The organism is Burkholderia sp. HI2761 (assembly GCF_002223355.1).
Classification (GTDB): Bacteria; Pseudomonadota; Gammaproteobacteria; order Burkholderiales; family Burkholderiaceae; genus Burkholderia.
The window spans coordinates 234,112-259,492 of the sequence record NZ_NKFN01000001.1 but is presented as its reverse complement, the minus strand read 5'-3'; the positions used below and the strand labels follow the sequence as shown (position 1 = coordinate 259,492).

The following is a 25,381-nucleotide window of genomic DNA, read 5'->3' as shown; positions in this document are numbered from 1 at the left end:
CGCGGACGCCGTCGCGACGGGTCAGCAGCCGCTGCCGGCCGCGTCGCGCGCGTGACGCGCCGGGCTCGCGACGTAGCCGAACCGGCCGGGCACGTCGGCGCACGCGATGCTGCCGAGCGGCAGCGTGCGGCCGTCGCGCCAGCGCAGCACGGGCGGCTCGGCATCGAAATCCGCGTGATCGGAGAACAGCCCGAGGTCGTGATCGTGCAGCGCCGCGATGCGCGCGGGGGTGCCGGCCTCGCGAAACAGCACGCCGCCGCCGTCGTCGAGCCAGACCGCATCCGGTTCGAACGGGGCGCCCGTTTGGTCGGTGAGCGCAAGCTGCCCGTCGCGTTCGGCGAGCCGGACGACCCACGGTGTATACGCGAGTTCGACGTACACGCGCTGCGGCCCGTTCTGGAAGAACCACTGGCCCTGCGCGTCGCATGCATAGTTGCGGCCGATGAACGCGTTCAGCGCCGCATGCCGGACCGGCGAGCCGAGCTCGCCGGCCGCCTGCGCCGCGTCGTCGCGCAGCCGCCAGGCGCCGCGCCGGTCGAGCAGCAGCCAGCCGGTGCAATCCGGCACGTTCGGCCATTTGGCGAGCGCCTGCCTGACGATGTCATCCATGGTCGACGAATCTCGAGCAATAGCCGAACACCCGCGCCGACAGCCAGTCGAGGCGGCCGGGGAACGGCCCGGTCATGAAACCCGCATGGCCGCCGTGCGCGGGCTGGTCGAGCTCGACGGCCGGCGACACGTCGGCCGGGCCCGGCAGCGCCGATTCGGGCAGGAACGGATCGTTGCGGGCGTTGAGGATCAAGGTCGGCACGTCGATCGCGGGCAGCAGCGGCCGCGTGGTCGCCTTCGTCCAGTAGTCGTCCGCGTTCGCGAAACCGTGCAGCGGCGCGGTCACGACCTCGTCGAAGTCGCGCATCGTCACGGCCTGCAGCATCGCTTCGCGGTCGAACAGGCCCGGATACTGGTCGAGCTTGGCGAGTGCCTTGCGTTTGAGCGTCTTCAGGAAGCTGCGCGTATAGACCATCGCGAACCCCTGCGACAGCGCGCGGCCGCCCGCGTGCACGTCGATCGGCGTCGAGATCGCGGCGGCGGCATGCACGATCGACGTGTCGCTGCGGTGCTCGCCGAGCCAGCGCAGCAGCACGTTGCCGCCGAGCGACACGCCCGCCGCGACCAGCGGCCCGCGATGCTGCGCGGCGAGCCGGCGCAGGATCCAGTCGACCTCGGCGCTGTCGGCGAGATGGTAGAAGCGCGGCTGGCGGTTGATCTCGCCGCTGCAACTGCGGAAGTGCGGCACGACGGCGTGCCACCCCTTCGCGCGCGCGGTCGCCATCATCGCGAGCGCGTAGTGCGAGCCGGAGCTGCCTTCGAGGCCGTGGAACAGCACGAACAGCGGCGCGTCGGGCGCCGGCGCCGCGCTGTCGAGATGCGCGACCCAGTCGAGATCGATGAAGTCGTGGTCGGGGGTTTCCCATCGCTCTCGCCGGTAAGCGACAAGCGGACGCCGCGCGAACAGCGCGGGCACGATGGTTTGCACATGGCTGTTGGGCAGCCAGCGCGGTGCGCGATAGCGCAATGAATCGTCGTCGGGGGCCGGGGCCCCGGTCAGCGGCGAGGTGGGCGGAGAAGCCGTACTCATGATCGCCCCGCTAATGCGTTGCTTCGTTCTTCGTCAGTGCAGCGGACCCTGCCCGTGACGGATCTTCGCGGCGAATTGTCCGGCCGCTCGTTCAGGAATCGGGCTCGCGTGGATGTGCGCGATGCGCCATTCGCCGCGTTCGTGAATCATCACGTACGTCGCGAAAACCATGTCGGGTTCGGCCGTCAGGTCGGCCTGCTGATGCGCTTCGGCGATCGTATAGACGACCGTGCCGAGGCTGTCGTACACGCGGATGTCGAGCGGCTCGATCGTGACCGGACGCGTCGCGAGCCGATTGGCGAGCCCCCCGCGGATCTGGTCGAGGCCGTGCAGATGCTCGCCGTCCGCCCATACGCAGCTGGCGAAATCCTCGTCGATCCACAACGCCAGCAGCGCGTCGAGATTGGCATCCGCGACGGCCTGGTAGTAGGCGTTCAGCGTATCGGCAGCGGCTTCGAAAAGACGGGCAAAACGTGGCATCGGGGTTGTCTCTCGCGCGCATCGCGCGCCATATTCAGCACGGCGGCCCGGATCGAGCCGCCGCACACCGGTGAATCGGATTGCCCGGCGCGCCGTGCGACGCTGCCGGTCAGGGTCAGCGCTGCCCGACGAGCATGCCGCGCAAATCGCCGAATACCTGCTCGGGACCGAGTTCGCGCAGGCACTTCAGATGGCCGAGCGGGCACTCGCGTTCGAAGCAGGGACTGCATTCGAGATGCAGCCATTGTACCTTCGCCAGGTCCGACAGCGGAGGGGTGTGGCGCGGATCGGTCGATCCGTACAGCGCGACGAGCGGCCGGCGCAGCGCGGCGGCGACGTGCATCAGGCCCGAATCGTTGGTGACGACCGCGTTCGCGCGCGCGATCAGCGCACACGCCTCGGACAACGACGTCTGCCCGCACAGGTTGCGCACGTTCGGCGCGTGGTCGGCGATCGCCTGCGCGGCCGCGGCATCCTTCTGCGAGCCGAGCGCGACGATCTGCGTATACGGGAACGACTGGTGGACGATGGTCGCGAGCGACGCGAAATGCTCGGGCGGCCAACGCTTGGCCGGGCCGTATTCGGCGCCGGGGCAGAACACGACGAGCGGCTTGCGCGTATCGAGATTGAAACGTGCGGACACGCGCGCCGTCTCGTTCAGGTCGGCGTCCAGGCGCGGCGCGGGCAGCGTCTTCATCGACTCGGGCAGCTTCGCCCCCGGCGCGTACGCGAGCGCCGCGTAATGGGTCGTCATCGGCGGCCGCTCGCCCGACTTGGTCGGATTCGCGTGCCGCACGTTCAGCAGCCCGTAGCGGTGCTCGCCCGTATAGCCGATCCGCAGCGGGATGTTCGCGAGCCACGGGATCACCGCGGACTTCAGCGAATTCGGCAGCACGTACGCCGCGTCGTAGCCGACGTCGCGCAGGTCGCTCGCGAGCTGCCAGCGGCGCAGCAGTTGCAGCTTGCCGTGCGCGAGATCGGTCGCGTAGACATCGTGGATCTCGGGCATCCGCTCGAGCACGGGCGCGACCCACGAGGGCGCGACGGCATCGATCGCGATGCGGGGATGGAGCTTTTTCAGCAGCGCAAAAAGCGGCTGCGCCATCAATGCGTCACCGATCCAGTTCGGTGCGATAACCAGCGCTCGACGCATCAGGTCGACTTCCGATGTCGTAATGAAGCACGGCGCACGGGCGCCGCGTTCGGGTTGCCAGAATGGGGAAGGGCGGCGCGCCGGACCTCCGGCTGCGCCGCCTTGCGGATAGGCGGGCCCTCGGGCCCGGCCGTCGTGGCTCAGTGGCCCTTGACGACCTCGCCGTCGCGCAGCTTGTAGCGCGTGCCGCAGTACGGGCAGCGCGCCTCGCCGTGCGACACGTCGATGAAGACGCGCGGGTGAGCGCTCCAGCGCGCCATGGCCGGGTTCGGGCAGTAGGCGGGAAGATCCTTGGCCGTCAGCTCGACCAGCGGCATTTCCTTGATTTCACTCATGAGACTTTCTCTTATCACTCTTTTGTGGGGCGGTCGGTGGCGCGGCGCGCTCAGACCTTCGTCAGCCAGTGCGCGTACTTCGCGTTCTTGCCCGACACGATATCGAAAAACGCCGACTGGAGCTTTTCCGTGACGGGGCCGCGTGCGCCGCTGCCGATCGTGCGGTTGTCGAGCTCGCGGATCGGCGTGACTTCGGCGGCCGTGCCGGTGAAGAACGCTTCGTCGGCCGTGTAGACCTCGTCGCGCGTGATGCGCTTCTCGATCACGTCGATGCCGGCGTCCTTCGCGAGCGTGATGACCGTGTCGCGCGTGATGCCGTCCAGGCACGACGACAGGTCCGGCGTGTACAGCTTGCCGTTGTTCACGAGGAAGAAGTTCTCGCCGGAGCCTTCCGACACGTAGCCGTCGACGTCGAGCAGCAGCGCTTCGTCGTAGCCGTCGGCCGTCGCTTCCTGGTTCGCGAGAATCGAGTTCACGTACCAGCCCGACGCCTTCGCGCGCACCATCGACACGTTCACGTGATGGCGCGTGAACGACGAGGTCTTCACGCGGATGCCCTTCGCGAGGCCCTCTTCGCCGAGGTACGCGCCCCACGGCCACGCGGCGATCGCGACGTGGATCGTGTTGCCCTTCGCGGCCACGCCGAGCTTTTCCGAGCCGACCCAGATGATCGGGCGCAGGTAGCACGACTCGAGCCGGTTCTCGCGCACGACCGCGAGTTGCGCGGCTTCGAGCGTTTCGCGGTCGAACGGCACGTCCATCTGGAAGATCTTCGCCGAATTCAGCAGACGTTTGGTGTGCTCGCGCAGGCGGAAGATCGCGGTGCTGCCGTCGGCCGCCTTGTACGCGCGCACGCCCTCGAAGACGCCCATGCCGTAGTGCAGCGTGTGGGTCAGGACGTGGATCTTGGCGTCGCGCCAGTCGATCAGCTTGCCGTCCATCCAGATCTTGCCGTCGCGGTCGGCCATTGACATAGGATTCTCCTGGAAGCGGTGGGGTGCTGCGGGGTGTATGCAGCGTTGAGCCGGAAAGACGCTTATTTTAGCGTCATTTGGTGGCGATCCGGTCGGCCGGCGCGGGGCCGGCGCTATAATCGTCCGGTACCGATTCCAATAACGATGGGTCGCACCGGCAGGAGGCGCCGGCGGCCCCATGAACCGCCCGCTGCGGCCCGCTTTCCGATGCTCGCTCGATTGTCCGCCACCGACCGCTTCGCGCTGATCCAGGGCGCGCGCGACTATTCCCCGACACTGATGGCGATCCTGTCCTGGGGTCTCGTCACCGGCGTCGCGATGAGCAAGTCCGTGATGACGCTCGGGCAGGCGAGCGCGATGTCGCTGTTCGTCTACGCGGGCTCGTCGCAGCTCGCGGTGCTGCCGCTCCTCGCGGCGAAGCTGCCGATCTGGACCGTGCTGCTCACGGCCGCGATGGTCAACCTGCGCTTCGTGATCTTCAGCGCCGGGCTGGCGCCCCATTTTTCCTACCTGCCGCTGTGGCGGCGCCTCGCGATCGGCTATTTCAACGGCGACGTGATCTACCTGCTGTTCCAGAAACAGGGCTTCGCGTACGGCCGCGTGCCGGGCAAGGAAGCGTATTTCTGGGGGATGGCGCTCGCGAGCTGGGCGTCGTGGCAGGTGTCGTCGCTCGCCGGCATCCTGCTCGCGAGCATCTTTCCCGCGAGCTGGGGGCTGGAGCTGGCCGGCACGCTCGCGCTGATCCCGATCATGGTGTCGGCGGTCGCGAACCGCTCGACGCTCGCGGCCGTCGCGGTCGCCGGGATCGTGTCGCTGGTCGCGTTCGACCTGCCGTACCGGCTCGCGCTGCCGCTGGCGGTGTTCGCCGCGCTCGCGGCCGGCTGCGCGGCCGATTTCTTCGTCGAGCGGGCCGACTGGCGGCGCATCCGTACCGAAACCGTGCACGAAAAGGACATCGAATGAGCGCGACCGAGATCTGGATCGTCATCGTCGGGATGACGATCGTCACGGCCGTCACCCGCGCGCTGTTCCTGATCGGCGGCGAGCGCACCGTGCTGCCCGAGCGCGCGCAGCGCGCGCTGCGCTACGCGCCGGCCGCCGCGCTGGTCGCCGTCGTGCTGCCCGACGTGCTCGAAACGCCGGCCGGGCTGTCGTTCGCGCTGTCCAACCATCCGTTCTACGCAGCGCTCGCCGGCTTCGGCTGGTTTTTGTGGCGGCGCAGCATGCTCGGCACGATCGTCGTCGGCATGCTCGTGTTCACCGCGCTGCGCCTGATCTTCTGATGAGCAGCCATTCCGGCTTGCCGGGCGCCGGATGCCTGCGTCCGGGTATTGCTGCATTGCGGCAAAACGGCGGTTCCGGCGCGCGATCCCAAATAGGCGGAATTCGCCGCCGCACGGGTCAGTCTGCCGGGTGGATCGGCTAGAATGCCCGTTCAAGATTTTTTACCCGTGCGCGTCATGCGAACCGCCAGCCACGGCCGCATCCGGCGCCCTTTCGCGGCAGCCCGCGCACGTCCAGCGTGAACCCCCTTTCCCCATCCACTACTTCAATCTGTTCAACATGAGCCAAGTCAAGCGTCTTACCGACCTGATCGCCGCCGGCCAGCTCGCCGGCAAGCGGGTGTTCATCCGTGCCGACCTGAACGTCCCGCAGGACGATCACGGCAACATCACCGAGGACACGCGCGTGCGTGCGTCCGTGCCCGCCATCCAGGCCGCGCTCGATGCCGGCGCGGCCGTGATGGTCACGTCGCACCTCGGCCGTCCGACCGAGGGCGAATTCAAGCCGGAAGACTCGCTCGCGCCGGTCGCGAAGCGTCTCGCCGAACTGCTCGGGCGCGACGTGCCGCTCGTGGCGAACTGGGTCGAGAACGGCGTGAACGTCGCGCCGGGCCAGGTCGTGCTGCTCGAGAATTGCCGCGTGAACAAGGGCGAGAAGAAGAATTCGGACGAACTCGCGCAAAAGATGGCGAAGCTCTGCGACGTGTACGTGAACGACGCGTTCGGCACCGCGCACCGTGCGGAAGCGACCACCCATGGGATCGCGAAGTACGCGCCGGTCGCATGCGCGGGCCCGCTGCTGGCGGCCGAACTCGACGCGCTCGGCAAGGCGCTCGGCAACCCGGCGCGCCCGCTGGTGGCGATCGTCGCCGGCTCGAAGGTGTCGACCAAGCTGACCATCCTGAAGTCGCTGGCCGGCAAGGTCGACCAGCTGATCGTCGGCGGCGGCATCGCGAACACGTTCATGCTCGCGGCCGGCCTGTCGATCGGCAAGTCGCTCGCGGAAGCCGATCTCGTCGTCGAGGCGAAGGCGATCATCGACGAAGCGCGCGAGCGCGGCGCGTCGGTGCCGATCCCGACCGACGTCGTCACCGCCAAGGAATTCTCGCCGACGGCCGCAGCCACGGTGAAGCAGGTCGCCGACATCGAGGCGGACGACATGATCCTCGACATCGGCCCCGATACGGCCAAGGCGCTCGCGAGCCAGCTCGAGAAGGCCGGCACGATCGTGTGGAACGGGCCGGTGGGCGTGTTCGAGTTCGACCAGTTCGGCAACGGCACCAGGACGCTCGCCGAAGCGATCGCCAAATCGTCCGCGTTCTCGATCGCGGGCGGCGGCGACACGCTCGCGGCCATCGCGAAGTACGGCATCCACGACCAGGTCAGCTATATCTCCACGGGCGGCGGCGCCTTCCTCGAGTTCCTCGAGGGGAAGAAGCTGCCGGCGGTGGAAGTGCTCGAAACGCGGGCGGCCTGAGCGTGGCGACGCGCGCAGGGGCGACCAAGGCCGCGCGCTCCGCGAAAGCGGAGCAGCCGGCCGGCGCGGGCAAGCGCAAACGCGCGCCCGCGCGGGCGAACACCGCCCCGCGCGCACCGGCGGCCGCCGGCGACGCGGCCGTGCAGCACCACGAGATTCAGAACAAAGCGATGCCGGGCGCGAGCACCGGCACGCCCACCGGAGCGACGGCCGCTGGGCCTGCCGCTTCCGGCTCTCGCAGCGTTTCACCCAGCGCATCCACCTTGATCCAGATGAGGAGTTTCATGCAGCGCGCCACCAAGATAGTCGCCACGATCGGCCCGGCCTCCAGTTCGCCGGAGATTCTGCTGCAGATGATGCAGGCGGGCCTCGACGTCGTGCGGCTCAATTTTTCGCACGGCACGGCCGACGATCACCGCCAGCGCGCCGAGATGGTGCGCGAGGCCGCCCGCAAGGTTGGCCGCGAGATCGCGATCATGGCCGACCTCCAGGGCCCGAAGATCCGCGTCGGCAAGTTCGAGAACGGCAAGACCACGCTCGAGCCGGGCCAGGCTTTCATCCTCGATGCGGGCTGCGAACTCGGCAACGACGAGCGCGTCGGCCTCGACTACAAGGAACTGCCGCGCGATCTGAAGCCGGGCGACCTGCTGCTGCTGAACGACGGCCTGATCGTGCTGACCGTCGAGCGCGTGCTCGGCGACGAGATCCACACGACCGTCAAGGTGGGCGGCGAGCTGTCGAACAACAAGGGGATCAACCGCCAGGGCGGCGGCCTGTCGGCCCCGGCGCTGACCGCGAAGGACATGGAAGACATCCGCACCGCGATGTCGCTCGGCGCGGATCTCGTCGCGGTGTCGTTCCCGAAGAACGCGACCGACATGGAAATGGCGCGCCAGCTCGCGAACATCGCGGGCGCGCCGTACGGCATCAAGCCGAAGATGATCGCGAAGATCGAGCGCGCGGAAGCGATTCCGGCGCTGCAGAGCATCCTCGACGCGTCCGACGGCATCATGGTCGCGCGCGGCGACCTCGCAGTGGAAGTGGGCAACGCGGCCGTGCCGGCGCTGCAGAAGCGGATGATCCGGATGGCGCGCGAGTCGAACAAGCTCGTGATCACCGCGACGCAGATGATGGAATCGATGATCTACGCACCGGTGCCGACCCGCGCGGAAGTGTCGGACGTCGCGAACGCGGTGCTCGACGGCACCGACGCGGTGATGCTGTCGGCCGAGACGGCCGCCGGCAAGTACCCGGTCGTCACGATCGAGACGATGGCGGCCGTGTGCGTCGAGGCGGAAAAATCGGAGCACGTCGAGCTGGACAAGGATTTCCTCGACCGCACGTTCACGCGGATCGACCAGTCGATCGCGATGGGCGCGCTGTTCACCGCGTATCACCTCGGCGCGAAGGCGATCATCGCGCTGACCGAATCGGGCGCGACCGCGCTGTGGATGTCGCGTCACTACACGCACGTGCCGATCTTCGCGCTGACGCCGCGCGTCGGCAGCGAGCGCACGATGGCGCTGTACCGCAACGTGACGCCGCTGCACGTCGACTTCAACAGCGACCGCGATTCGGCGCTGCAGGCGGCGCTCGAGATCGTCGTCAAGCAGGGTTACGTGCAGCATGGCGACATGGTCGTGCTGACCGTCGGCGAGCCGATGGGGCAGGCGGGCGGCACCAACACGCTGAAGATCGTGCGGGTCGGCGAGCACTATTGAGCGCCGGCCGGGCCGCATCGAGCCGGCCCGCGAGCCGGCGGTCCGAACCGGCCGGAATCGATCCGGCACCGTTTTTTGCGCGAAAGCCGCGCGGGGTCCGAAGCCCCGCGCGGCTTTTTTTCTTCTTTTTGGCCGCATTGTGCCGTGCGAACGTAACAAATTGCGAGCGGGCGCCACCCGGCGGTCGGAATCGGAGGCGCTTCGCGATAAAATGCAGCTATTCGACGCTCAGCCGCGCCGTGCCGCCCCGGTCTGGACCGGGAGCGAGCGCCGCGCCGGCGTCAGGGCGCACCGGTTTTCATTCCAAGGAGTTCCACAATGCCTCTCGTATCAATGCGTCAATTGCTGGACCACGCGGCAGAGCACGGTTACGGCCTGCCGGCCTTCAACGTGAACAACCTGGAGCAGGTTCAGGCGATCATGGCGGCGGCGGATCAGGTCGGCGCGCCCGTGATCATGCAGGCATCGGCCGGCGCGCGTAAGTATGCGGGCGAGCCGTTCCTGCGCCACCTGATCGAAGCCGCGGTCGAATCGTATCCGCACATCCCGGTCGTGATGCACCAGGATCACGGCCAGTCGCCGGCCGTCTGCACGGCCGCGATCCGCAGCGGCTTCACGAGCGTGATGATGGACGGTTCGCTCGAAGCCGACGGCAAGACGGTCGCGTCGTACGAGTACAACGTCGACGTGTCGCGCAAGGTCGTCGAGATGGCGCACTCGATCGGCGTGACGGTCGAAGCCGAACTCGGCGTGCTGGGCTCGCTCGAGACGATGAAGGGCGACAAGGAAGACGGCCACGGCGCGGAAGGCACGATGACCCGCGAGCAGCTGCTGACCGATCCGGAGCAGGCCGCCGACTTCGTGAAGCTCACGCAGTGCGATGCGCTCGCGATCGCGATCGGCACGTCGCACGGCGCGTACAAGTTCTCGAAGAAGCCGACGGGCGACATCCTGTCGATCCAGCGCATCAAGGAAATCCACGCGCGCATCCCGAACACGCACCTCGTGATGCACGGTTCGTCGTCGGTGCCGCAGGAACTGCTGGCCGAGATCCGCGAATTCGGCGGCGACATGAAGGAAACCTACGGCGTGCCGGTCGAGGAAATCCAGGAAGGCATCAAGCACGGCGTGCGCAAGATCAACATCGACACCGACCTGCGTCTCGCGATCACCGGCGCGATCCGCCGCTACCTGTTCGAGAATCCGGGCAAGTTCGATCCGCGCGACTACCTGAAGCCCGCGCGCGAAGCCGCGAAGAAGGTGTGCGTCGACCGTTACCTCGCGTTCGGCTGCGAAGGCCAGGCCGGCAAGATCAAGCTGGTGTCGCTCGACAAGATCGCCGAGCAGTACAAGTCGGGCGCGCTCGCACAGGTCGTGCGCTGAGACTGTAGTACGATTGCCCCGCCCGGTTTTGCCGCCGGGCATGGGCTGGCCGCCGGGCTGGCCGGATCCGATCCGGCCCCGGCAGCCGTTCCGTCCGGCCGAACGAGGGCCGGCCGGCAGCCGTCCGGGCGCTGCGCCCGCCGGTTCGCCGACGTATTGCAAGACCGCCGTTCCCGCCTGCCGCGGGGAACGGCGTTTCCCTTTTTGTTTGGCTCCTTATCTGCGAAAAGACGATGTCTACCCTTTACGAATCCACGCTCCGCTCGCTGCCGCTCCTCGGTCGCGGCAAGGTTCGCGATAACTACGCGGTCGGCAACGACAAGCTCCTGATCGTCACGACCGATCGCCTGTCGGCCTTCGATGTGGTGATGGGCGAGCCGATTCCGAACAAGGGCCGCGTGCTGAACCAGATGGCGAACTTCTGGTTCGACAAGCTCGCGCACATCGTGCCGAATCACCTGACGGGCGACGCGCCGGAGGCGGTCGTCGCGGCCGACGAGGTCGAGCAGGTAAAGGGCCGCGGCGTGGTCGTCAAGCGCCTCGAGCCGATCATGATCGAAGCGGTCGTGCGCGGCTACCTGGCCGGCAGCGGCTGGAAGGAATACCAGGCGTCGGGCGCCGTCTGCGGCGTGCAGCTGCCGGAAGGCCTGCAGAACGCGCAGAAGCTGCCCGAGCCGATCTTCACGCCGGCCGCGAAGGCCGAGATGGGCGAGCACGACGAGAACATCACGTTCGAGGAAACCGAGCGCCGCATCGGCACCGAGCTGGCCGCGACGATCCGCGACATCTCGATCCGCCTGTACAAGGAAGCGGCCGACTACGCGGCGACGCGCGGCATCATCATCGCCGACACGAAGTTCGAATTCGGTCTCGACAACCACGGCAAGCTGTACCTGATGGACGAAGTGCTGACCGCCGATTCGTCGCGCTTCTGGCCGGCCGACCAGTACGAAGTCGGCACGAACCCGCCGTCGTTCGACAAGCAGTTCGTGCGCGACTGGCTCGAGGCGCAGCCGTGGGGCAAGACGGCGCCGGCGCCGGCGCTGCCGGCCGACGTCGTCGAGAAGACGGCCGCGAAGTACCAGGAAGCGCTCGAGCGCATCACGGGCCAGTCGCTCGCCTGACGGAGCTTTGCATGGGACCGGAGTAAGTGCCGAAGCACTGACTCCGATCGACAGGAACACACGAAATGAATGAAAAGCAAACTGCCCACACGCACAGCGCGCCGCTCGTCGGCGTGCTGATGGGTTCGAGTTCCGACTGGGACGTGATGAAGCACGCGGTCGCCGTCCTGCAGGAATTCGGCGTGCCGTACGAAGCGAAGGTCGTGTCCGCGCACCGGATGCCCGACGAGATGTTCGACTATGCGGAGAAGGCGCGCGAGCGCGGGCTGCGCGCGATCATCGCGGGCGCCGGCGGCGCCGCGCACCTGCCCGGCATGCTGGCCGCGAAGACCACGGTGCCCGTGCTCGGCGTGCCGGTCGCGAGCAAGTACCTGAAGGGTGTCGATTCGCTGCACTCGATCGTGCAGATGCCGAAGGGCGTGCCCGTCGCGACGTTCGCGATCGGCGAGGCCGGCGCCGCGAATGCCGCGCTGTTCGCGGTGTCGATCCTGTCCGGCAATTCGGTCGACTACGCGAACCGGCTCGCGGCGTTCCGCGTGCGCCAGAACGAAGCCGCGCACGCGATGGTGCTGCCGCCGCTGGAATGACGGCGTGGCGCGCGGCCGCACGAGGCGGCCGGCGCCGGATTTTCCCACTGCGGCGGGCCTTTCCGCGTTCCGCCGCGACCGACCACTGACATGACCGCAACTCCTGATTCCGTTTCCCCGATCCTGCCCGGCGCGTGGCTGGGCATGGTCGGCGGTGGCCAGCTCGGCCGCATGTTCTGCTTTGCCGCCCAGTCGATGGGCTATCGCGTCGCCGTGCTCGATCCCGATCCGGCGAGCCCCGCCGGCGCGGTCGCCGATCGCCATCTGCGCGCGGCGTACGACGACGAAGCCGCACTCGCCGAACTGGCGGACCTGTGCGAGGCCGTATCGACGGAATTCGAGAACGTGCCGGCCGCGAGCCTCGATTTCCTCGCGCGCACGACGTTCGTCGCACCGGCCGGCCGCTGCGTCGCGGTCGCGCAGGACCGGATCGCGGAGAAGCGTTTCATCGAGGCGTCGGGCGTGCCGGTCGCGCCGCACGTCGTGATCGAATCGGCGGCGGCGCTCGCCGCGCTCGACGATGCCGCGCTCGACGCGGTGCTGCCGGGCATCCTGAAGACGGCCCGCCTCGGCTACGACGGCAAGGGCCAGGTGCGCGTCGCCACCGCGCGGGAAGCGCGCGACGCGCATGCCGCGCTCGGCGGCGTGCCGTGCGTGCTGGAGAAGCGCCTGCCGCTGAAATACGAGGTGTCGGCGCTGATCGCGCGCGGCGCGGACGGCCGCTCGGCCGCCTTCCCGCTCGCGCAGAACGTGCATCACAACGGCATCCTCGCGCTGACGATCGTGCCGGCGCCGGCGGCCGATGCCGCGCGCGTCGACGAGGCGCAGCAGGCGGCCGTGCGGATCGCCGATACGCTCGGCTACGTCGGCGTGCTGTGCGTCGAATTCTTCGTGCTGGAGGACGGCTCGTTCGTCGCGAACGAAATGGCGCCGCGCCCACACAACTCCGGCCACTACACGGTCGATGCGTGCGCAACGAGCCAGTTCGAGCAGCAGGTGCGCGCGATGACGCGCATGCCGCTCGGCAACCCGCGCCAACATTCGCCGGCCGCGATGCTGAACATCCTCGGCGACGTGTGGTTCCCCGACGGTGCGGCAGCCGATGCCGTCACGCCGCCGTGGGACACGGTGGCCGCGATGCCGGCCGCGCACCTGCACCTGTACGGCAAGGAAGAAGCGCGCGTCGGCCGCAAGATGGGTCACGTGAACTTCACGGCCGAGACGCGCGACGAAGCCGTAGCCGCCGCCAACGCGTGCGCGCAACTGCTGCGCGTGCCGCTCGACTGAGGCGCGGGCCGATGTCCATCGATCTCCCGAAGCACGTGACGCCCGCGCAGATCGACGCGGCCGCCGCGTTGCTCGACGCGGGCCAGCTCGTCGCATTTCCGACCGAAACCGTCTACGGGCTCGGCGGCGACGCGGCGAATCCCGAGGCCGTCGCGCGCATCTATGCGGCGAAAGGGCGGCCCGCGAACCATCCGGTGATCGTGCATCTGCCGCCCGGCGGCGATCCGGGCTACTGGGCCGACGACTTGCCGCCCGACGCGCACGCGCTGATCGATGCGTTCTGGCCGGGCCCGCTGACGCTGATCCTGAAGCGCCATGCGCGCATTCCGGATGCCGTGAGCGGCGGGCAGGATTCGGTCGGGCTGCGCTGTCCGTCGCATCCGGTCGCACAGGCGCTGCTGGCCGCGTTCAGCGCGCGGCGCGGCGGCCACGGCGGCGTGGCGGCGCCGTCCGCGAACCGGTTCGGCCACGTGAGTCCGACGACCGCGCAACACGTGCGCGACGAATTCGGCGATACCGTGCACGTACTCGACGGCGGCGCATCCGAAGTCGGCATCGAGTCGACGATCCTCGACCTGTCGCGCGGCTTCCCGGCGCTGCTGCGCCCGGGCCACGTGACGCCTCGACAGATCGCCGACGTGCTCGGCCGCGCGCCGAAGCTGCCGGACGGCAGCGACGCGACCGCGCCGCGCGCGTCGGGCACGCTGAAAGCGCATTACGCGCCGCGCACGCCGCTCGCGCTGCTGCCGTTCGACGCGCTCGAGCCGCTGCTCGCGGCCGCGCAAACCGACGGCGAGCGCGTCGCGCTCGTCGCACGCGCGTCGCGGGCAGGACACTGGGCGCGGGCCGACGGCGTGCATTTCATCGCGGCGCCCGAAGATCCGCAGGCCTATGCACGCGACCTGTACGGCATGCTGCGGGCGCTCGACCGCGCGCAGGTCGCGCGCATCCTCGTCGAGAAGCTGCCCGAGACCGTCGAATGGATCGCGGTCAACGATCGCCTCGGCCGCGCGGCGGCTGCCTTCGAAGCGCGCGACTGACGCGCTCGGGCGCCTGCCGAATGAAAAACGCCCGACCGGCGAACCGGTCGGGCGTTTTCGTTTGGGCGCGTGGCCGGCGGCTTACTTGCCGACGCCGGATTTCGCGATCTGCTGTTCGACGTATTGCGCGAACAGCGCGTGCAGGCGCGTCGCCGGGTGGACCATGTCGGCGAACATGTAGGTCTGGTCCGCGTTCGCGACCGTGTAGGTCTGCGGCGAGCAGAACAGCGACGAGCCGAACGCGGTCGCGTTCGCGACGCCGTACTGCGTGGCGGCCTGGACCATCGCCTTCAGGTTGCAGGCGGTGTCGGTATTCGACACGCTGAAGCCGTTCGCCTTGTAGTTGGCCGCGATGCCGTCCTGCCACGTGAACGAATCGACCATCGCGACCTTCGTCGGGTCGACCTTCAGCGCGGCGAGCGTGCCGACGAGCGTCTGGTTGAACAGGCCCGACAGTTGCGTGAACGCGGCCTGCGTGCCGCCCTGCAGCGCGAGCGGCGTGCCGCCGATGTCCGGCACGTTCGCGACGAACACGTGCGTCGCGCCCGCCGCGACGATCTGCTGGACGATCCCGCCGAGCTGCTGCGCGGCCAGGCCGATCGCCTGCGCCGCCGCGAGTTGCGCGGCCGGCGTATTGCCTTGCGCCTGCGCGACCTGGGCCTGGTAGAAGATGTCGTTCGCGCCGCCGTTGATCAGCACGATCTGGCCGGCGTTGAAGCTGCCGTGCTGCGTCAGGTACTGCTTGACCTGGTCGGCGATCGGCGTCGTCGTCGCCTGTGCGTAGTCGGGGTTCGGCACGCTGGCGTCCGCATGGCCGATGCCCGGCTGCAGCGTCACGCGCGAGCCGCCCTGCGCGTAGCCGAGGCCGCCCGTCGCCTGCAGCGGGATGCCGAAGCCGCCCTGGTTCGCGGGCTGCAGCGTGTCGCCGTAGTACTGCGCGACGTCCTGCGTCCATACCTGGCCCGGGTTGGTCGTGAAGCGGCCGCCGCCGAAGCCGAGCTTGATCTGCGAGTAGGTGCCGACGTCGGACAGGCTGTCGCCGAACGACACGATCTGCATCTTCACGCCCGACGGCGGCGTGTTCGACGCGCTGCTGCCGTTGTTGTCGTCACCGCCGCCGCATGCGGCGAGCAGCGCGAGCGCGGCGCCGGCGATCGCGACTTGCGCGGTGCGCAGCATGCGCTGACGCGTGCGGGAAGGTGCGTGTTGTTGTGTCTGCATCGTTCGATCTCCTCGTAGATATGGCCCTGATGTATTTCTCATCTGCCGCGTGCCTGCTCGGTTCCGGGCTGCGCGGCGGCCGTTGGCTGAAACGGTTTATCGGTCGCGCGCAACCGCCAGCGGCACGGTGCGCGGATCCTGGTTCGCGGCCTCGGCAATCTGCGCATGATAAGCGCTCGCCCACTCGGGCGGGCCGAAAATCGCGCGCAGCTTGTTGCGCCATCCGTCGACGCGCCACGCGTCGGACGCCATCGCCACCCACTCGTGGAATGTCGCGACGAGCGGGTTGTTCGAGCCGAGCCGTTCGACGATTCCGTACCGCGGCGGATCGTCGGGCGTTTCCTCGACATAGCTGCCGAACAGGCGATCCCAGATCACCAGGACGCCTGCGTAATTGCGGTCGATGTAGCGCGGGTTGCGTGCATGGTGCGCGCGGTGGATCGACGGCGTGTTCAGTACGTATTCGAGCCAGCCGAGCTTGCCGATCGCCTGGGTGTGCACGAAGAACTGGAACGCGAGGTTGATCAGCACGATGCCGACGACCTGTTGCGGCGGAAAGCCGGCGAACGCGAGCGGCAGCCAGAACAGCCACATGCCCGCGATCGGGTACATCAGGCTCTGGCGGAACGCGGTCGAGAAATTCATCCGTTCGGACGAGTGGTGCACGACGTGCGCGGCCCACAGCCAGCGCACGCGATGGCTCGCGCGATGAAACACGTAGTAGAGGAAGTCCTGCGCGACGAACAGCACCGCGAACGACAGCCAGCCGTCGTGCCACGTGTAGACGCGATAGTGCCGGTAGCAGTACGCATAAACGGGAATCACGAGCAGCCATGCGATCTTGTCGGCGCCCTGGTGCATCAGCGCGAGCGCCGCGTTGCACAGCGTGTCGCGCCACGCATAGATGCGGTCCTGCGCACGGGTGCGGGCGAGGTGCCAGGCCTCCCACGCGATGCAGAGCAGGAAGACGGGCGCCAGCGCGAGCAGAAGCAATTCGACGTCGAATCGCATGGGCGTGTCTCCTTCGTTCCCCTGCAAGCCATCGGGCCGGGCGTGTGGCCCGTTGTAGATATCGGTCAGGCCAACAGCCTACGCAATCGCCACGCGCTAGGCGAGGGGGCAGCGTAGAGGGTTCCCTCTGAGGACAGGGTTTCTACGGAATCCGTACTGCACGGGGCCGGGCGGTGCGGCCCCGTTTTATGCATGCGGCGTACGCGCGGGGCGTCGCGCGACGGTGGCGCGGGCGTTTCAAACCGCGCAGCGCGAGATTTCGCGGGCGACGCGGTGCGGGGCGCGCGCGGGCCGCCGTGTCACGATGGCCCGCTGCGCGGGGCACGGATCGTCAGTGCGCGCCCGCGTAGATCCACTCGAGCAGCGTGTCGTGCGCGGCGCGCGCGCCTTCCGCGTGATCGTTGTTGATGAAGCTGACGACGATGTAGCTCTGGCCGTCCGCACCGGCGACGTAACCAGCGATCGCGCGCACGTCGCGCAGCGTGCCGGTCTTGATGTGCGCGTTGCCGAGCACGCCCGCGTTGGTGAGGCGGTTCTTCATCGTGCCGTCGATGCCCGCGATCGGCAGCGAATCGACGAACGCCTGCGCGACGGGGCTCGCGTTCGCGGCCTGCAGCAGCGCGGCGAGCGACAGCGCGCTCACGTGCTCTTCGCGCGACAGCCCCGAGCCGTTCTCGAGCACGAGGTCGGGCATCGCGATGCCGTTCTTCTGCAGGAACGCCTGGATCGCGCGGCTCGACTGCTCGGGCGTCGCGGGCGGCTTGCCGCTGACCGCGCCGATCGTCAGGAACAGGTTGCGCGCCATCACGTTGTTGCTGAACTTGTTGATGTCGTAGACGATGCTGCCGAGCACCGGGCTGTGATGCACGGCGAGCGGCCGCGCGGTGACGGGCACCTTGCCTTCGCTCACGGGCCCCGCGATCGTGCCGCCGTCCTGCTGCCACAGCGCGAGGAAGCCGCGTGCGAAGAACGTCGTGTGATCGAGGATCGCGAGGTTGGTCGTGTGCGCGCCGCAGCGCAGCGGGTAGTCGCCGGCGAACGACGCGGTCATGATCCCGCCGCCGGCCGTCAGCGTCGGACGCGCGGCCGCGGCGGCCGCGCTGCACGAGCCCGAGCCTTCGACGAGCTGGTTGTCGATCGACAGGTCCGCGAGCGGCGGCAGCACGTCGACGGCGACCTTGCCGTCATCGCCCGGCGTGACCGTGAACGACACGGCCTTGAACGCATACAGCAACGGATCGGGGCCGACGTTGTACGGCGCGCTGGCATCGTCGTCGAACGACGGCAGGTCGCGCGTCGACGCCGCGAAATAGCTCTTGTCGAGCACGAGACCGCCGGCCACGCGCTTGACGCCTGCCTTGCGCAGTTTGTCGACGAGGTCGATCAGCTCTTCGGGCACGAGCTTCGGATCGCCGGTGCCCTTGATGTACAGATTGCCCTGCAGCGTGCCGTCGGGGTCGATCGTGCCGTCCGTGTACGCGGTGGTGCGCCAGCGGTAGTCGGGGCCGAGGATCGACAGGCCCGAGAAGGTCGTCACGAGCTTCATCGTCGAGGCCGGCAGCATCGGCCGGCTCGCATTCCATGCGATCAGCGGTTGCGGATCGCCGACGCGCTCGACGACGACGCTCATCGCCGACGCCGGCACCTTCGCGCGCTGCAGCGCGACGAGCACGGATGCCGGCAGGCCGGCCGCGCGCGCGGCGGGCGACACGACGGCGGTCTTGCGCGCTTCCTTGCGCGCTTCCTTGTGGGATTTCTTGCGGGCCTGCGCGGACGGCGCGAACGCGAGGGCCGTGCACGTGGCGACGACGGCGGCCGCCCGCAGACAGACGCGGGCGCGGGGGGCGAACCGGGCGGAAAGGGCGGAAAGATCGAAAATCGGCATGGGCGAATACGGGAAAAGCAGGGGCTCGGGCAGGACGCGCGGGGCGCGGAAGCGCACATTGTAGAGACAAGTCGGGGCAGGTCCCTTGCAATCCGCCTTACTGTTGCATTGCACGGTGCCGCGCACGCGATTCGCGGCGCTACAATGGTCGCCGTGTTTGACTCGCCCATGGATGGCTGTCCCGATGCGGATTCTGCTTGTCGAAGATGATCGAATGATCGCCGAAGGCGTGCGCAAGGCGCTGCGCTCGGACGGCTTTGCGGTCGACTGGGTGCAGGACGGCGACGCCGCGCTCACGGCGCTCGGCGGCGAGACGTACGATCTGCTGCTGCTCGATCTCGGCCTGCCGAAGCGCGACGGCATCGACGTGCTGCGCACGCTGCGCGGGCGCGGGCTGGCGCTGCCGGTGCTGATCGTCACAGCGCGCGACGCCGTCGCCGATCGCGTGAAGGGGCTCGACGCCGGCGCCGACGACTATCTCGTCAAGCCGTTCGATCTCGACGAGCTGGGCGCGCGCATGCGCGCGCTGATCCGCCGCCAGGCCGGCCGCAGCGAGTCGCTGATCCGCCACGGCGCGCTGACGCTCGATCCCGCGTCGCACCAGGTGACGCTCGACGGCGCGCCCGTCGCGCTGTCCGCGCGCGAGTTCGCGCTGCTCGAGGCGCTGCTCGCGCGGCCGGGCGCGGTGCTGTCGAAGAGCCAGCTCGAGGAGAAGATGTACGGCTGGGGCGAGGAGATCGGCAGCAACACGGTCGAGGTCTACATCCACGCGCTGCGCAAGAAGCTCGGCTCGGACCTGATCCGCAACGTGCGCGGGCTCGGCTACATGGTCGTCAAGGAAAGCTGACGCGTGCGGTCGATTCGTCATCAATTGCTGATCTGGCTGCTCGCGATCGTCGTCGCGGGCGTGGGCATGGCCGGCTGGCTCATCTACCGGCAGGCGCTCGCCGAAGCGAACGAACTGTTCGACTACCAGTTGCAGGAAATCGCCGCGGCGCTGCCGTCGGAGCCGTTCTCGCAGGTGTTCGGCTCGCGCACCAACGGCGACGAAGGCATCGTGATCCAGATCTGGAATCGCAACGGCGTGCTGATGTACTTCTCGCATCCGCGTGCGCCGATCGCGCCGCGCGCGGAGCTCGGCTTCTCGACCGAGCGCACCGATCGCGGCGAATGGCGCGTGTACGGCGCGATCGTCGGCGACAACGTCGTGCAGCTCGCGCAGCCGCTGTCGGTGCGCAACCGGCTGGCGGCGAACGTCGCGCTGCGCACGCTGTGGCCGCTGATCGTGCTGCTGCCGTTCCTCGGCGCGGCCGTGTGGGGGATCGTCGGGCGCGGGCTCGCGCCGCTCGCCCGCGTGACGCGCGCGGTCGAGGCGCGCCGCCCGGAAGCGCTCGATTCGCTGCCCGACGCGCGCCTGCCGCTCGAGGTGCAGCCGCTCGTGCGGGCGCTGAACGGGCTGCTCGCGCGGCTGTCGGCGGCGCTCGACACGCAGAAGGCGTTCGTCGCCGACGCCGCGCACGAATTGCGCACGCCGCTCGCGGCCGTGCAGATCCAGGCGCAGCTCGTCGCTCGCGCGAAGGACGATGCGTCGCGCCGCGAGGCGATCGCGGATCTCCAGGACGGCGTGTCGCGCGCGACGCGTCTCACCGAGCAGCTGCTCGCGCTCGCGCGCGCCGAGCCGGACGGCGCGACGATGCGCGAACCGGTCGACCTGCAGGCGCTGCTCGCCGAATGCGTGACCGCGCATGCGCCGCTCGCGCAGCGGCACGACATCGATCTCGGCTTCGAGGAAACGCGCGCGGCGAGCGTCGTCGCGGACGTCGGCGCGCTGCGCGTGATGTTCGGCAACCTGCTCGACAACGCGGTGAAGTACACGCCGGACGGCGGCCGCATCGACGTGTCGCTGACGCGCGACGCGGCCGGCCGCGCGTGCGTGCAGATCGCCGACAGCGGGCCGGGCATTCCGGCCGACGAGCGCGAGCGCGTGTTCGACCGCTTCTATCGCGACAGCACGGCGCGCGCGCGCACCGACGTGTCGGGCAGCGGGCTCGGGCTCGCGATCGTCAAGCGCGTGGCGGCGCAGCAGGGCGCGACGGTGTCGCTCGGCGATGCGGCCGCGGGCGGCCTGCTCGTCAGCGTCGTGTTCCGCGATGCGGAGATGCCGGCCCCGGCGCCGCAGCCTTCCGAATCCGTCTGAAGAGGCGGCGCCGGCGGGGTGCCGGCAGCCGCTTAAGCCCGGCTTAAGGCTGATTAAGCCTCCTTTAAGTCAGGGTCGTTACGCTGCGTCCTAACAAAGAGGAGGTCCTACGATGAACACCCGATTCCTTGCGCGCGGCACCGTCGCGGTCGCCGTGGCGGCCGCCCTGTCGGCCGGCTATTTCGCCGGCACCCGCCGCGCCGATCCGCAGATCATCACGCCCGCGCAGGCGGCCGCATTGATGCCGGCAGAAGCCGCGGCCAAGACCGGCATTCCCGATTTCTCCGGGCTCGTCGAGACCTACGGCCCGGCGGTCGTGAACATCAGCGCGAAGCACGTCGTGAAGCAGGTGTCGCGGCGCGCGCCGCAGCCGCAACTGCCGATCGATCCGAGCGACCCGTTCTACCAGTTCTTCAAGCACTTCTACGGCCAGGTGCCGGGCATGGGCGGCGACGCGCAACCGGACGATCAGCCGAGCGCGAGCCTCGGGTCGGGCTTCATCGTCAGTGCCGACGGATACATCCTCACCAATGCACACGTGATCGACGGCGCGAACGTCGTCACGGTCAAGCTGACCGACAAGCGCGAATACAAGGCGAAGGTCGTCGGCTCCGACAAGCAGTCCGACGTCGCCGTGCTGAAGATCGACGCGAGCGGCCTGCCGACCGTGAAGATCGGCGACCCGGCGCAGAGCAAGGTCGGCCAGTGGGTCGTCGCGATCGGCTCGCCGTACGGCTTCGACAACACGGTCACGTCGGGCATCATCAGCGCGAAGTCGCGCGCGCTGCCGGACGAGAACTACACGCCGTTCATCCAGACCGACGTGCCGGTGAACCCCGGCAACTCGGGCGGCCCGCTGTTCAACCTGCAGGGCGAGGTGATCGGCATCAACTCGATGATCTACTCGCAGACGGGCGGCTTCCAGGGCCTGTCGTTCGCGATCCCGATCAACGAGGCGATCAAGGTGAAGGACGAGCTCGTGAAGACGGGCCACGTGAGCCGCGGCCGCCTCGGCGTCGCGGTGCAGGGGCTGAACCAGACGCTCGCGAGCTCGTTCGGGCTGCAGAAGCCGGACGGCGCGCTCGTCAGCTCGGTCGACGCCAATGGTCCGGCCGCGAAGGCCGGCCTGCAGCCGGGCGACGTGATCCTGTCGGTCAACGGTTCGCCGGTCGCCGATTCGACGTCGCTGCCCGCGCAGATCGCGAACCTGAAGCCGGGTTCGAAGGCCGACCTGCAGATCTGGCGCGACAAGTCGAAGAAGTCGATCAGCGTGACGCTCGGCGCGATGGCCGATGCGAAGCTCGCGTCGAACGACGGCGGGCCGGTCGAACAGGGCCGCCTGGGTGTCGCGGTGCGTCCGCTGTCGCCGCAGGAGCGCAGCGCCAGCAACCTGTCGCACGGGCTGATCGTGCAGCAGGCCGGCGGGCCGGCCGCCAACGCGGGTATCCAGCCGGGCGACGTGATCCTCGCGGTCAACGGCCGCCCGGTCACGAGCCCCGAGCAGTTGCGCGACGCGGTGAAGGGCGCGGGCAACAGTCTTGCTCTGCTGATCCAGCGCGATAATGCACAGATCTTCGTGCCGGTCGACCTGAGCTGACCGGCCACGGCCGACGGCCGGTCTGGCCGGCCGCGGCGGGCGCCGCCGCCGTGCGACCCGCGTGACGCTGCGCCCCGTATGTGTTCCGACCCCAAGGAGAGAGCCATGCAATATCTACGCAACGTGTCCCGATTTGCCGTCGCCGCGGCGCTGACCGCCGGCCTCGCGGCCGGGGCGACCGCCGCGTACGCGCAGTCGGACGGTCTGCCCGCCGCGAGCCAGCAAGGCGATGTCAGCTACGTGTCGGGCGGTATCGGCAAGGACCAGTCGACGGCATTCCAGAGTAACGAGGCGTCATGGCCGCTGGCGCTGCGCTTCACCGGCAAGGGCGGCGAGTTCCTGGCCGATGTCCATGTCCGGATCGTCGACGGCAAGGGCACCGAGGTGCTGGCGACCGACGCGCGCGGGCCGTACATGCTGGTGAAGCTGCCGCCGGGGCGCTATACGGTGCACGCGTCGTACCAGGGCAGCGACGAGTCGCGTGCCGTCACGGTCGGCGCGAAGGGCGGCGCGAAAGCCGCGTTCCAGTGGAGTGCGCAGTAGCCCGCCGCGCGCGGCCCGGGCCCCGGGCGCGCAATCGGACGAAGTTTCGCCCATAATGAAAGCCACGGCATGCGTGCCGTGGCTTTTTTCGTTTCCTGCCCCGGCCTGGAGGCCGCCCGAAGGAGAAACGATGTCCGATGCAGCCGACCCTCGACTCGAAATCGTGCCGAACCGTCATCGCGTGCGCGTGATTCATCGCGGCATCACCTATGCCGATTCGCACGGCGCGCTGACCGTGCGCGAAGCGGGGCTCCCGGACATCCATTACCTGCCGCGCGGCGACGTCAACATGCGCCGGCTCGTGAAATCCGGCGTCACGACGGTCTGCCCGTTCAGGGGGCAAGCCGTGCATTTCGACTTGCAGACGGAAGACGGCATGATCGAGAACGCCGCATGGAGTTACGAAGAACCGAAGGAGGCGGCGGCCGTGCTCGCGCACTACGTCGCCTTCGATGTCGCACGGGTCGACAGTCTCGTCGAGACGTCCTGATGCGGCGCGCGTTCATCGGGGAGGCGTCATGGAACTGAACGACACGTTACGCGTACCGCTCGCGCCGCCTGTCGTGCGGGATGCGCTGGAGGATCTCGCGCTGTTGCGGGCGAGCTTCGATCATTGCGAATCGTTCGTGAAACTCGCACACGGCGAATTCGCGCTGACGATCACGGTGCCGCTCGGCCCGCTGCGCGCCCGCTACGACGTGCGCGCGCATGCGGCCGCCGAGCAGGGCGACGCGGAAGGGCAGCCGCGCCGCGTGCTCAACTTCAAGGCGCGGGCCGACGGCCTCGGCGCGCTGCGCGGCCAGGTCGAACTCGTGCTCGTGCCGGTCGACGATGCGAGCGCCACGCGAATCGAGTACGTGGTGTGGGCGACGGCGAGCGGGCCGCTCGCCGAGCTGCCGGGGCGGCAGATCGACAATGCGCTGCGCGAATGGACCGACACGTTCTTTCGCGAATTCTGCGCGGTCGTGCAGGCGAAGCACGGTCTCGCGCCGAATCGCGCGAGCGCCCCTGCGCAGCGACGCCAGCACGTATTTCTGCGGCCCGCATCGCTGGTGGCCGCGACGAAGCGCTCGCTGCCGCCGCATCTCGGCGGCGCGCTGAGCGGGCGTGCGGCGAGCGCGCTCCGGCATCGCGATTCCGGCACGGTGCCCGTGTGGGCGTGGGCGGCGATGATCGTGTTCGTCGCGCTGCTGCTTTACGCGGCACGCTGGTTCAACGGCGGCTGATCGGCCGCCCGGTTCCGCGTCACGGCCTGCCCGCCGCCCGGGCAGCGGGCGTCACCGTCCCGCGCCGGTGCCGGCTTCGGCGCCGCGAAATTCCCTTCGATACGCAGACGGCGATGTGCCGAGCGCGCCCGCGAAATGCTGGCGCAACGACACGCTCGAACCATAGCCGGCCGCCTGCGCGATCGCGTCGATCGATTGTCCGGTGGTTTCCAGCAGATGCTGGGCGCGCGCGAGCCGTTCGGCCTGCAACCACGCGGTGACGGTCGTGCCCGTCGCCTGGCGGAAGTGGCGCGTGAACGTGCGCCGGCTCATCAGCACGCGTTCGGCGAGCGAATCGACGCTGTGCGCGGCGTCGAGGTGGGCGCGCACCCAGTCGAGCAGGCCCGCGAGCCGCGCATCGCGCGGATGCGCGGCGACCGGCTGCGGCACGTACTGGGCCTGCCCGCCCTGGCGGTGCGGCGGGATCACGAGGCGGCGCGCGATCCGGTTCGCGGCGTCCGAGCCGAAGCGTCGCCGCACGACGTGCAGGCAGCAGTCGAGCCCCGCGGCCGTGCCGGCCGACGTCATCAGGTTGCCGTCGTCGACGTACAGCACGTCGGGATCGAGTTTCACGCGCGGAAAGCGCCGGGCGAAATCGTCGGCCCACGCCCAGTGCGTGGTGGCCGGGCGGCCGTCGAGCAGGCCGGCCGCGGCGAGCACGTAAGCGCCGAGACACAGGCCGACGAGTTCGGCGCCGCGCGCGGCGACCGCGCGCACGGCATCGAGCAGCGCGTCGGGCGGCGCTTCGTCCGGGTCGCGCCAGGACGGCACGATGACGATGTCCGCATCCTCGAGCGCGTCGAGCCCGTGCGGCGCGGTGATCGTGAAGCCGCCCGTCGTCGCGAGCGGGCCGCGCTCGGCCGAGCAGACGCGGAACTCGAACGCGGGCAACGCCGTCGCGTCGCGCTCCTTGCCGAATACGACCGACGGCACCGACAGGTGGAACGGGCTGATGCCGTCGTATGCGATCACGGCGACGACGGTCGGAATGGATGAGGCGGATGGAACGGGCGACGCGGCGGCGAGCATGGCGGGCTCCGGAAAGGCGATGGCCCGATTTTATCGAAGAATGGCTATCGGGCCACTATCGGCACCGGCCACGCGGCTCGACAATGCATCGCATCGCACTGCTGGCCGTCCCGCCCCGGGGCGGGGCAGCGCCTCCGGCCAAGGAGCCCA

Annotated in this window: 26 protein-coding genes; 15 read left to right on the top strand and 11 right to left on the bottom strand. The window is 69.1% G+C overall.

Annotated features, from left to right (window positions below; genetic code table 11):
- Positions 1-21: 21 nt before the first annotated feature.
- From CFB46_RS01230 to CFB46_RS01205, 6 genes are all read right to left on the bottom strand, one after another.
- Positions 22-609: a DUF2946 family protein gene (locus tag CFB46_RS01230; protein WP_027785315.1), complete on the bottom strand. Its 588-nt coding sequence runs from the start codon at positions 607-609 to the stop codon at positions 22-24.
- Positions 602-1,639, bottom strand: a complete 1,038-nt coding sequence (locus CFB46_RS01225; RefSeq protein ID WP_027785314.1) for a hydrolase — start codon at positions 1,637-1,639, stop codon at positions 602-604. Before CFB46_RS01225 ends, CFB46_RS01230 begins: the two co-directional genes overlap by 8 nt.
- A gap of 33 nt (positions 1,640-1,672) precedes the next feature.
- A complete protein-coding gene (locus CFB46_RS01220) occupies positions 1,673-2,119 on the bottom strand; it encodes a nuclear transport factor 2 family protein (RefSeq protein WP_027785313.1) in 447 nt (148 codons plus the stop codon).
- 115 nt (positions 2,120-2,234) lie between these two features.
- Positions 2,235-3,272 (bottom strand): lipopolysaccharide heptosyltransferase II, encoded by a 1,038-nt coding sequence (waaF, locus tag CFB46_RS01215; protein WP_027785312.1) that lies wholly within the window; start codon positions 3,270-3,272, stop codon positions 2,235-2,237.
- Between the two features lie 140 nt (positions 3,273-3,412).
- Complete coding sequence (locus CFB46_RS01210; protein ID WP_006749970.1) at positions 3,413-3,607, bottom strand: zinc-finger domain-containing protein; 195 nt, start codon at positions 3,605-3,607, stop codon at positions 3,413-3,415.
- 50 nt (positions 3,608-3,657) lie between these two features.
- Positions 3,658-4,581 (bottom strand): branched-chain amino acid transaminase, encoded by a 924-nt coding sequence (locus CFB46_RS01205; protein WP_027785311.1) that lies wholly within the window; start codon positions 4,579-4,581, stop codon positions 3,658-3,660.
- Between the two features lie 207 nt (positions 4,582-4,788).
- Between CFB46_RS01205 and CFB46_RS01200 the strand changes: the two genes are divergently transcribed.
- From CFB46_RS01200 to CFB46_RS01185, 3 genes are all read left to right on the top strand, one after another.
- Entirely contained in the window at positions 4,789-5,544 is a 756-nt protein-coding gene (locus tag CFB46_RS01200) for an AzlC family ABC transporter permease (RefSeq protein WP_027785310.1), read from the top strand.
- On the top strand, positions 5,541-5,864 hold the full coding sequence (locus tag CFB46_RS01195) for an AzlD domain-containing protein (protein ID WP_027785309.1): 324 nt from the start codon (positions 5,541-5,543) through the stop codon (positions 5,862-5,864). Before CFB46_RS01200 ends, CFB46_RS01195 begins: the two co-directional genes overlap by 4 nt.
- 280 nt (positions 5,865-6,144) lie before the next feature.
- The gene (locus tag CFB46_RS01185; protein ID WP_089499152.1) at positions 6,145-7,341 is read left to right on the top strand and encodes a phosphoglycerate kinase; all 1,197 of its coding nucleotides are present in this window, start codon (positions 6,145-6,147) and stop codon (positions 7,339-7,341) included.
- Positions 7,342-7,498: 157 nt separating this feature from the next.
- Here CFB46_RS01185 and CFB46_RS36285 read toward each other — a convergent pair whose 3' ends face one another.
- Positions 7,499-7,627 (bottom strand): hypothetical protein, encoded by a 129-nt coding sequence (locus tag CFB46_RS36285; RefSeq protein WP_256980619.1) that lies wholly within the window; start codon positions 7,625-7,627, stop codon positions 7,499-7,501.
- Here CFB46_RS36285 and pyk point away from each other — a divergent pair.
- From pyk to CFB46_RS01155, 6 genes are all read left to right on the top strand, one after another.
- Positions 7,626-9,062, top strand: coding sequence for a pyruvate kinase (gene pyk, locus CFB46_RS01180; protein WP_089499151.1), 1,437 nt, complete (start codon positions 7,626-7,628; stop codon positions 9,060-9,062). The two genes, CFB46_RS36285 and pyk, sit on opposite strands and share 2 nt — an antisense overlap.
- Before the next feature lie 318 nt (positions 9,063-9,380).
- A complete protein-coding gene (fba, locus tag CFB46_RS01175) occupies positions 9,381-10,445 on the top strand; it encodes a class II fructose-bisphosphate aldolase (protein ID WP_089499150.1) in 1,065 nt (354 codons plus the stop codon).
- 233 nt (positions 10,446-10,678) lie between these two features.
- Positions 10,679-11,569 carry a phosphoribosylaminoimidazolesuccinocarboxamide synthase gene (locus CFB46_RS01170; protein WP_027785305.1) on the top strand — a complete coding sequence of 297 codons (891 nt, stop codon included), beginning with the start codon at positions 10,679-10,681 and terminating at the stop codon, positions 11,567-11,569.
- A gap of 65 nt (positions 11,570-11,634) precedes the next feature.
- Positions 11,635-12,156: a 5-(carboxyamino)imidazole ribonucleotide mutase gene (purE, locus tag CFB46_RS01165; protein ID WP_027785304.1), complete on the top strand. Its 522-nt coding sequence runs from the start codon at positions 11,635-11,637 to the stop codon at positions 12,154-12,156.
- Between the two features lie 90 nt (positions 12,157-12,246).
- Complete coding sequence (locus tag CFB46_RS01160; protein WP_089499149.1) at positions 12,247-13,443, top strand: 5-(carboxyamino)imidazole ribonucleotide synthase; 1,197 nt, start codon at positions 12,247-12,249, stop codon at positions 13,441-13,443.
- An 11-nt stretch (positions 13,444-13,454) separates the two neighbouring features.
- Entirely contained in the window at positions 13,455-14,483 is a 1,029-nt protein-coding gene (locus CFB46_RS01155; RefSeq protein WP_089499148.1) for an L-threonylcarbamoyladenylate synthase, read from the top strand.
- Positions 14,484-14,564: 81 nt separating this feature from the next.
- Here the strand turns inward: CFB46_RS01155 and CFB46_RS01150 are convergent, their stop codons facing one another.
- From CFB46_RS01150 to dacB, 3 genes are all read right to left on the bottom strand, one after another.
- Positions 14,565-15,704 carry an SGNH/GDSL hydrolase family protein gene (locus CFB46_RS01150; protein WP_027785301.1) on the bottom strand — a complete coding sequence of 380 codons (1,140 nt, stop codon included), beginning with the start codon at positions 15,702-15,704 and terminating at the stop codon, positions 14,565-14,567.
- Between the two features lie 96 nt (positions 15,705-15,800).
- On the bottom strand, positions 15,801-16,715 hold the full coding sequence (locus CFB46_RS01145; RefSeq protein ID WP_089499147.1) for a sterol desaturase family protein: 915 nt from the start codon (positions 16,713-16,715) through the stop codon (positions 15,801-15,803).
- A gap of 331 nt (positions 16,716-17,046) precedes the next feature.
- Complete coding sequence (gene dacB / locus CFB46_RS01140; RefSeq protein ID WP_089499146.1) at positions 17,047-18,600, bottom strand: D-alanyl-D-alanine carboxypeptidase/D-alanyl-D-alanine endopeptidase; 1,554 nt, start codon at positions 18,598-18,600, stop codon at positions 17,047-17,049.
- Positions 18,601-18,784: 184 nt separating this feature from the next.
- On the opposite strand from dacB, the gene CFB46_RS01135 reads away from it, so the two are divergent.
- The 6 genes from CFB46_RS01135 (at position 18,785) to CFB46_RS01110 (ending at position 24,163) form a co-directional block, all read left to right on the top strand.
- Entirely contained in the window at positions 18,785-19,447 is a 663-nt protein-coding gene (locus CFB46_RS01135) for a response regulator (protein WP_006481728.1), read from the top strand.
- 3 nt (positions 19,448-19,450) lie between these two features.
- Positions 19,451-20,797 (top strand): ATP-binding protein, encoded by a 1,347-nt coding sequence (locus tag CFB46_RS01130; RefSeq protein WP_027785298.1) that lies wholly within the window; start codon positions 19,451-19,453, stop codon positions 20,795-20,797.
- 112 nt (positions 20,798-20,909) lie between these two features.
- On the top strand, positions 20,910-22,394 hold the full coding sequence (locus CFB46_RS01125; protein ID WP_027785297.1) for a DegQ family serine endoprotease: 1,485 nt from the start codon (positions 20,910-20,912) through the stop codon (positions 22,392-22,394).
- A gap of 105 nt (positions 22,395-22,499) precedes the next feature.
- On the top strand, positions 22,500-22,937 hold the full coding sequence (locus tag CFB46_RS01120; protein WP_027785296.1) for a carboxypeptidase-like regulatory domain-containing protein: 438 nt from the start codon (positions 22,500-22,502) through the stop codon (positions 22,935-22,937).
- 130 nt (positions 22,938-23,067) lie between these two features.
- Positions 23,068-23,427: a DUF427 domain-containing protein gene (locus tag CFB46_RS01115; RefSeq protein WP_027785295.1), complete on the top strand. Its 360-nt coding sequence runs from the start codon at positions 23,068-23,070 to the stop codon at positions 23,425-23,427.
- 28 nt (positions 23,428-23,455) lie between these two features.
- Positions 23,456-24,163 (top strand): CoxG family protein, encoded by a 708-nt coding sequence (locus CFB46_RS01110; RefSeq protein ID WP_027785294.1) that lies wholly within the window; start codon positions 23,456-23,458, stop codon positions 24,161-24,163.
- A 51-nt stretch (positions 24,164-24,214) separates the two neighbouring features.
- Here CFB46_RS01110 and CFB46_RS01105 read toward each other — a convergent pair whose 3' ends face one another.
- Positions 24,215-25,231, bottom strand: coding sequence for a helix-turn-helix domain-containing protein (locus tag CFB46_RS01105; protein WP_089499145.1), 1,017 nt, complete (start codon positions 25,229-25,231; stop codon positions 24,215-24,217).
- Positions 25,232-25,381 lie beyond the last annotated feature (150 nt).

Bases quoted from the DNA above. Each gene is read 5' to 3' on its own strand.
- CFB46_RS01230 (WP_027785315.1), bottom strand. From the start codon at position 609: ATGGATGACATCGTCAGGCAGGCGCTCGCCAAATGGCCGAACGTGCCG.
- CFB46_RS01225 (WP_027785314.1), bottom strand. From the start codon at position 1,639: ATGAGTACGGCTTCTCCGCCCACCTCGCCGCTGACCGGGGCCCCGGCC.
- CFB46_RS01220 (WP_027785313.1), bottom strand. From the start codon at position 2,119: ATGCCACGTTTTGCCCGTCTTTTCGAAGCCGCTGCCGATACGCTGAAC.
- waaF (WP_027785312.1), bottom strand. From the start codon at position 3,272: ATGCGTCGAGCGCTGGTTATCGCACCGAACTGGATCGGTGACGCATTG.
- CFB46_RS01210 (WP_006749970.1), bottom strand. From the start codon at position 3,607: ATGAGTGAAATCAAGGAAATGCCGCTGGTCGAGCTGACGGCCAAGGAT.
- CFB46_RS01205 (WP_027785311.1), bottom strand. From the start codon at position 4,581: ATGTCAATGGCCGACCGCGACGGCAAGATCTGGATGGACGGCAAGCTG.
- CFB46_RS01200 (WP_027785310.1), top strand. From the start codon at position 4,789: ATGCTCGCTCGATTGTCCGCCACCGACCGCTTCGCGCTGATCCAGGGC.
- CFB46_RS01195 (WP_027785309.1), top strand. From the start codon at position 5,541: ATGAGCGCGACCGAGATCTGGATCGTCATCGTCGGGATGACGATCGTC.
- CFB46_RS01185 (WP_089499152.1), top strand. From the start codon at position 6,145: ATGAGCCAAGTCAAGCGTCTTACCGACCTGATCGCCGCCGGCCAGCTC.
- pyk (WP_089499151.1), top strand. From the start codon at position 7,626: ATGCAGCGCGCCACCAAGATAGTCGCCACGATCGGCCCGGCCTCCAGT.
- CFB46_RS36285 (WP_256980619.1), bottom strand. From the start codon at position 7,627: ATGAAACTCCTCATCTGGATCAAGGTGGATGCGCTGGGTGAAACGCTG.
- fba (WP_089499150.1), top strand. From the start codon at position 9,381: ATGCCTCTCGTATCAATGCGTCAATTGCTGGACCACGCGGCAGAGCAC.
- CFB46_RS01170 (WP_027785305.1), top strand. From the start codon at position 10,679: ATGTCTACCCTTTACGAATCCACGCTCCGCTCGCTGCCGCTCCTCGGT.
- purE (WP_027785304.1), top strand. From the start codon at position 11,635: ATGAATGAAAAGCAAACTGCCCACACGCACAGCGCGCCGCTCGTCGGC.
- CFB46_RS01160 (WP_089499149.1), top strand. From the start codon at position 12,247: ATGACCGCAACTCCTGATTCCGTTTCCCCGATCCTGCCCGGCGCGTGG.
- CFB46_RS01155 (WP_089499148.1), top strand. From the start codon at position 13,455: ATGTCCATCGATCTCCCGAAGCACGTGACGCCCGCGCAGATCGACGCG.
- CFB46_RS01150 (WP_027785301.1), bottom strand. From the start codon at position 15,704: ATGCAGACACAACAACACGCACCTTCCCGCACGCGTCAGCGCATGCTG.
- CFB46_RS01145 (WP_089499147.1), bottom strand. From the start codon at position 16,715: ATGCGATTCGACGTCGAATTGCTTCTGCTCGCGCTGGCGCCCGTCTTC.
- dacB (WP_089499146.1), bottom strand. From the start codon at position 18,600: ATGCCGATTTTCGATCTTTCCGCCCTTTCCGCCCGGTTCGCCCCCCGC.
- CFB46_RS01135 (WP_006481728.1), top strand. From the start codon at position 18,785: ATGCGGATTCTGCTTGTCGAAGATGATCGAATGATCGCCGAAGGCGTG.
- CFB46_RS01125 (WP_027785297.1), top strand. From the start codon at position 20,910: ATGAACACCCGATTCCTTGCGCGCGGCACCGTCGCGGTCGCCGTGGCG.
- CFB46_RS01120 (WP_027785296.1), top strand. From the start codon at position 22,500: ATGCAATATCTACGCAACGTGTCCCGATTTGCCGTCGCCGCGGCGCTG.
- CFB46_RS01115 (WP_027785295.1), top strand. From the start codon at position 23,068: ATGTCCGATGCAGCCGACCCTCGACTCGAAATCGTGCCGAACCGTCAT.
- CFB46_RS01110 (WP_027785294.1), top strand. From the start codon at position 23,456: ATGGAACTGAACGACACGTTACGCGTACCGCTCGCGCCGCCTGTCGTG.
- CFB46_RS01105 (WP_089499145.1), bottom strand. From the start codon at position 25,231: ATGCTCGCCGCCGCGTCGCCCGTTCCATCCGCCTCATCCATTCCGACC.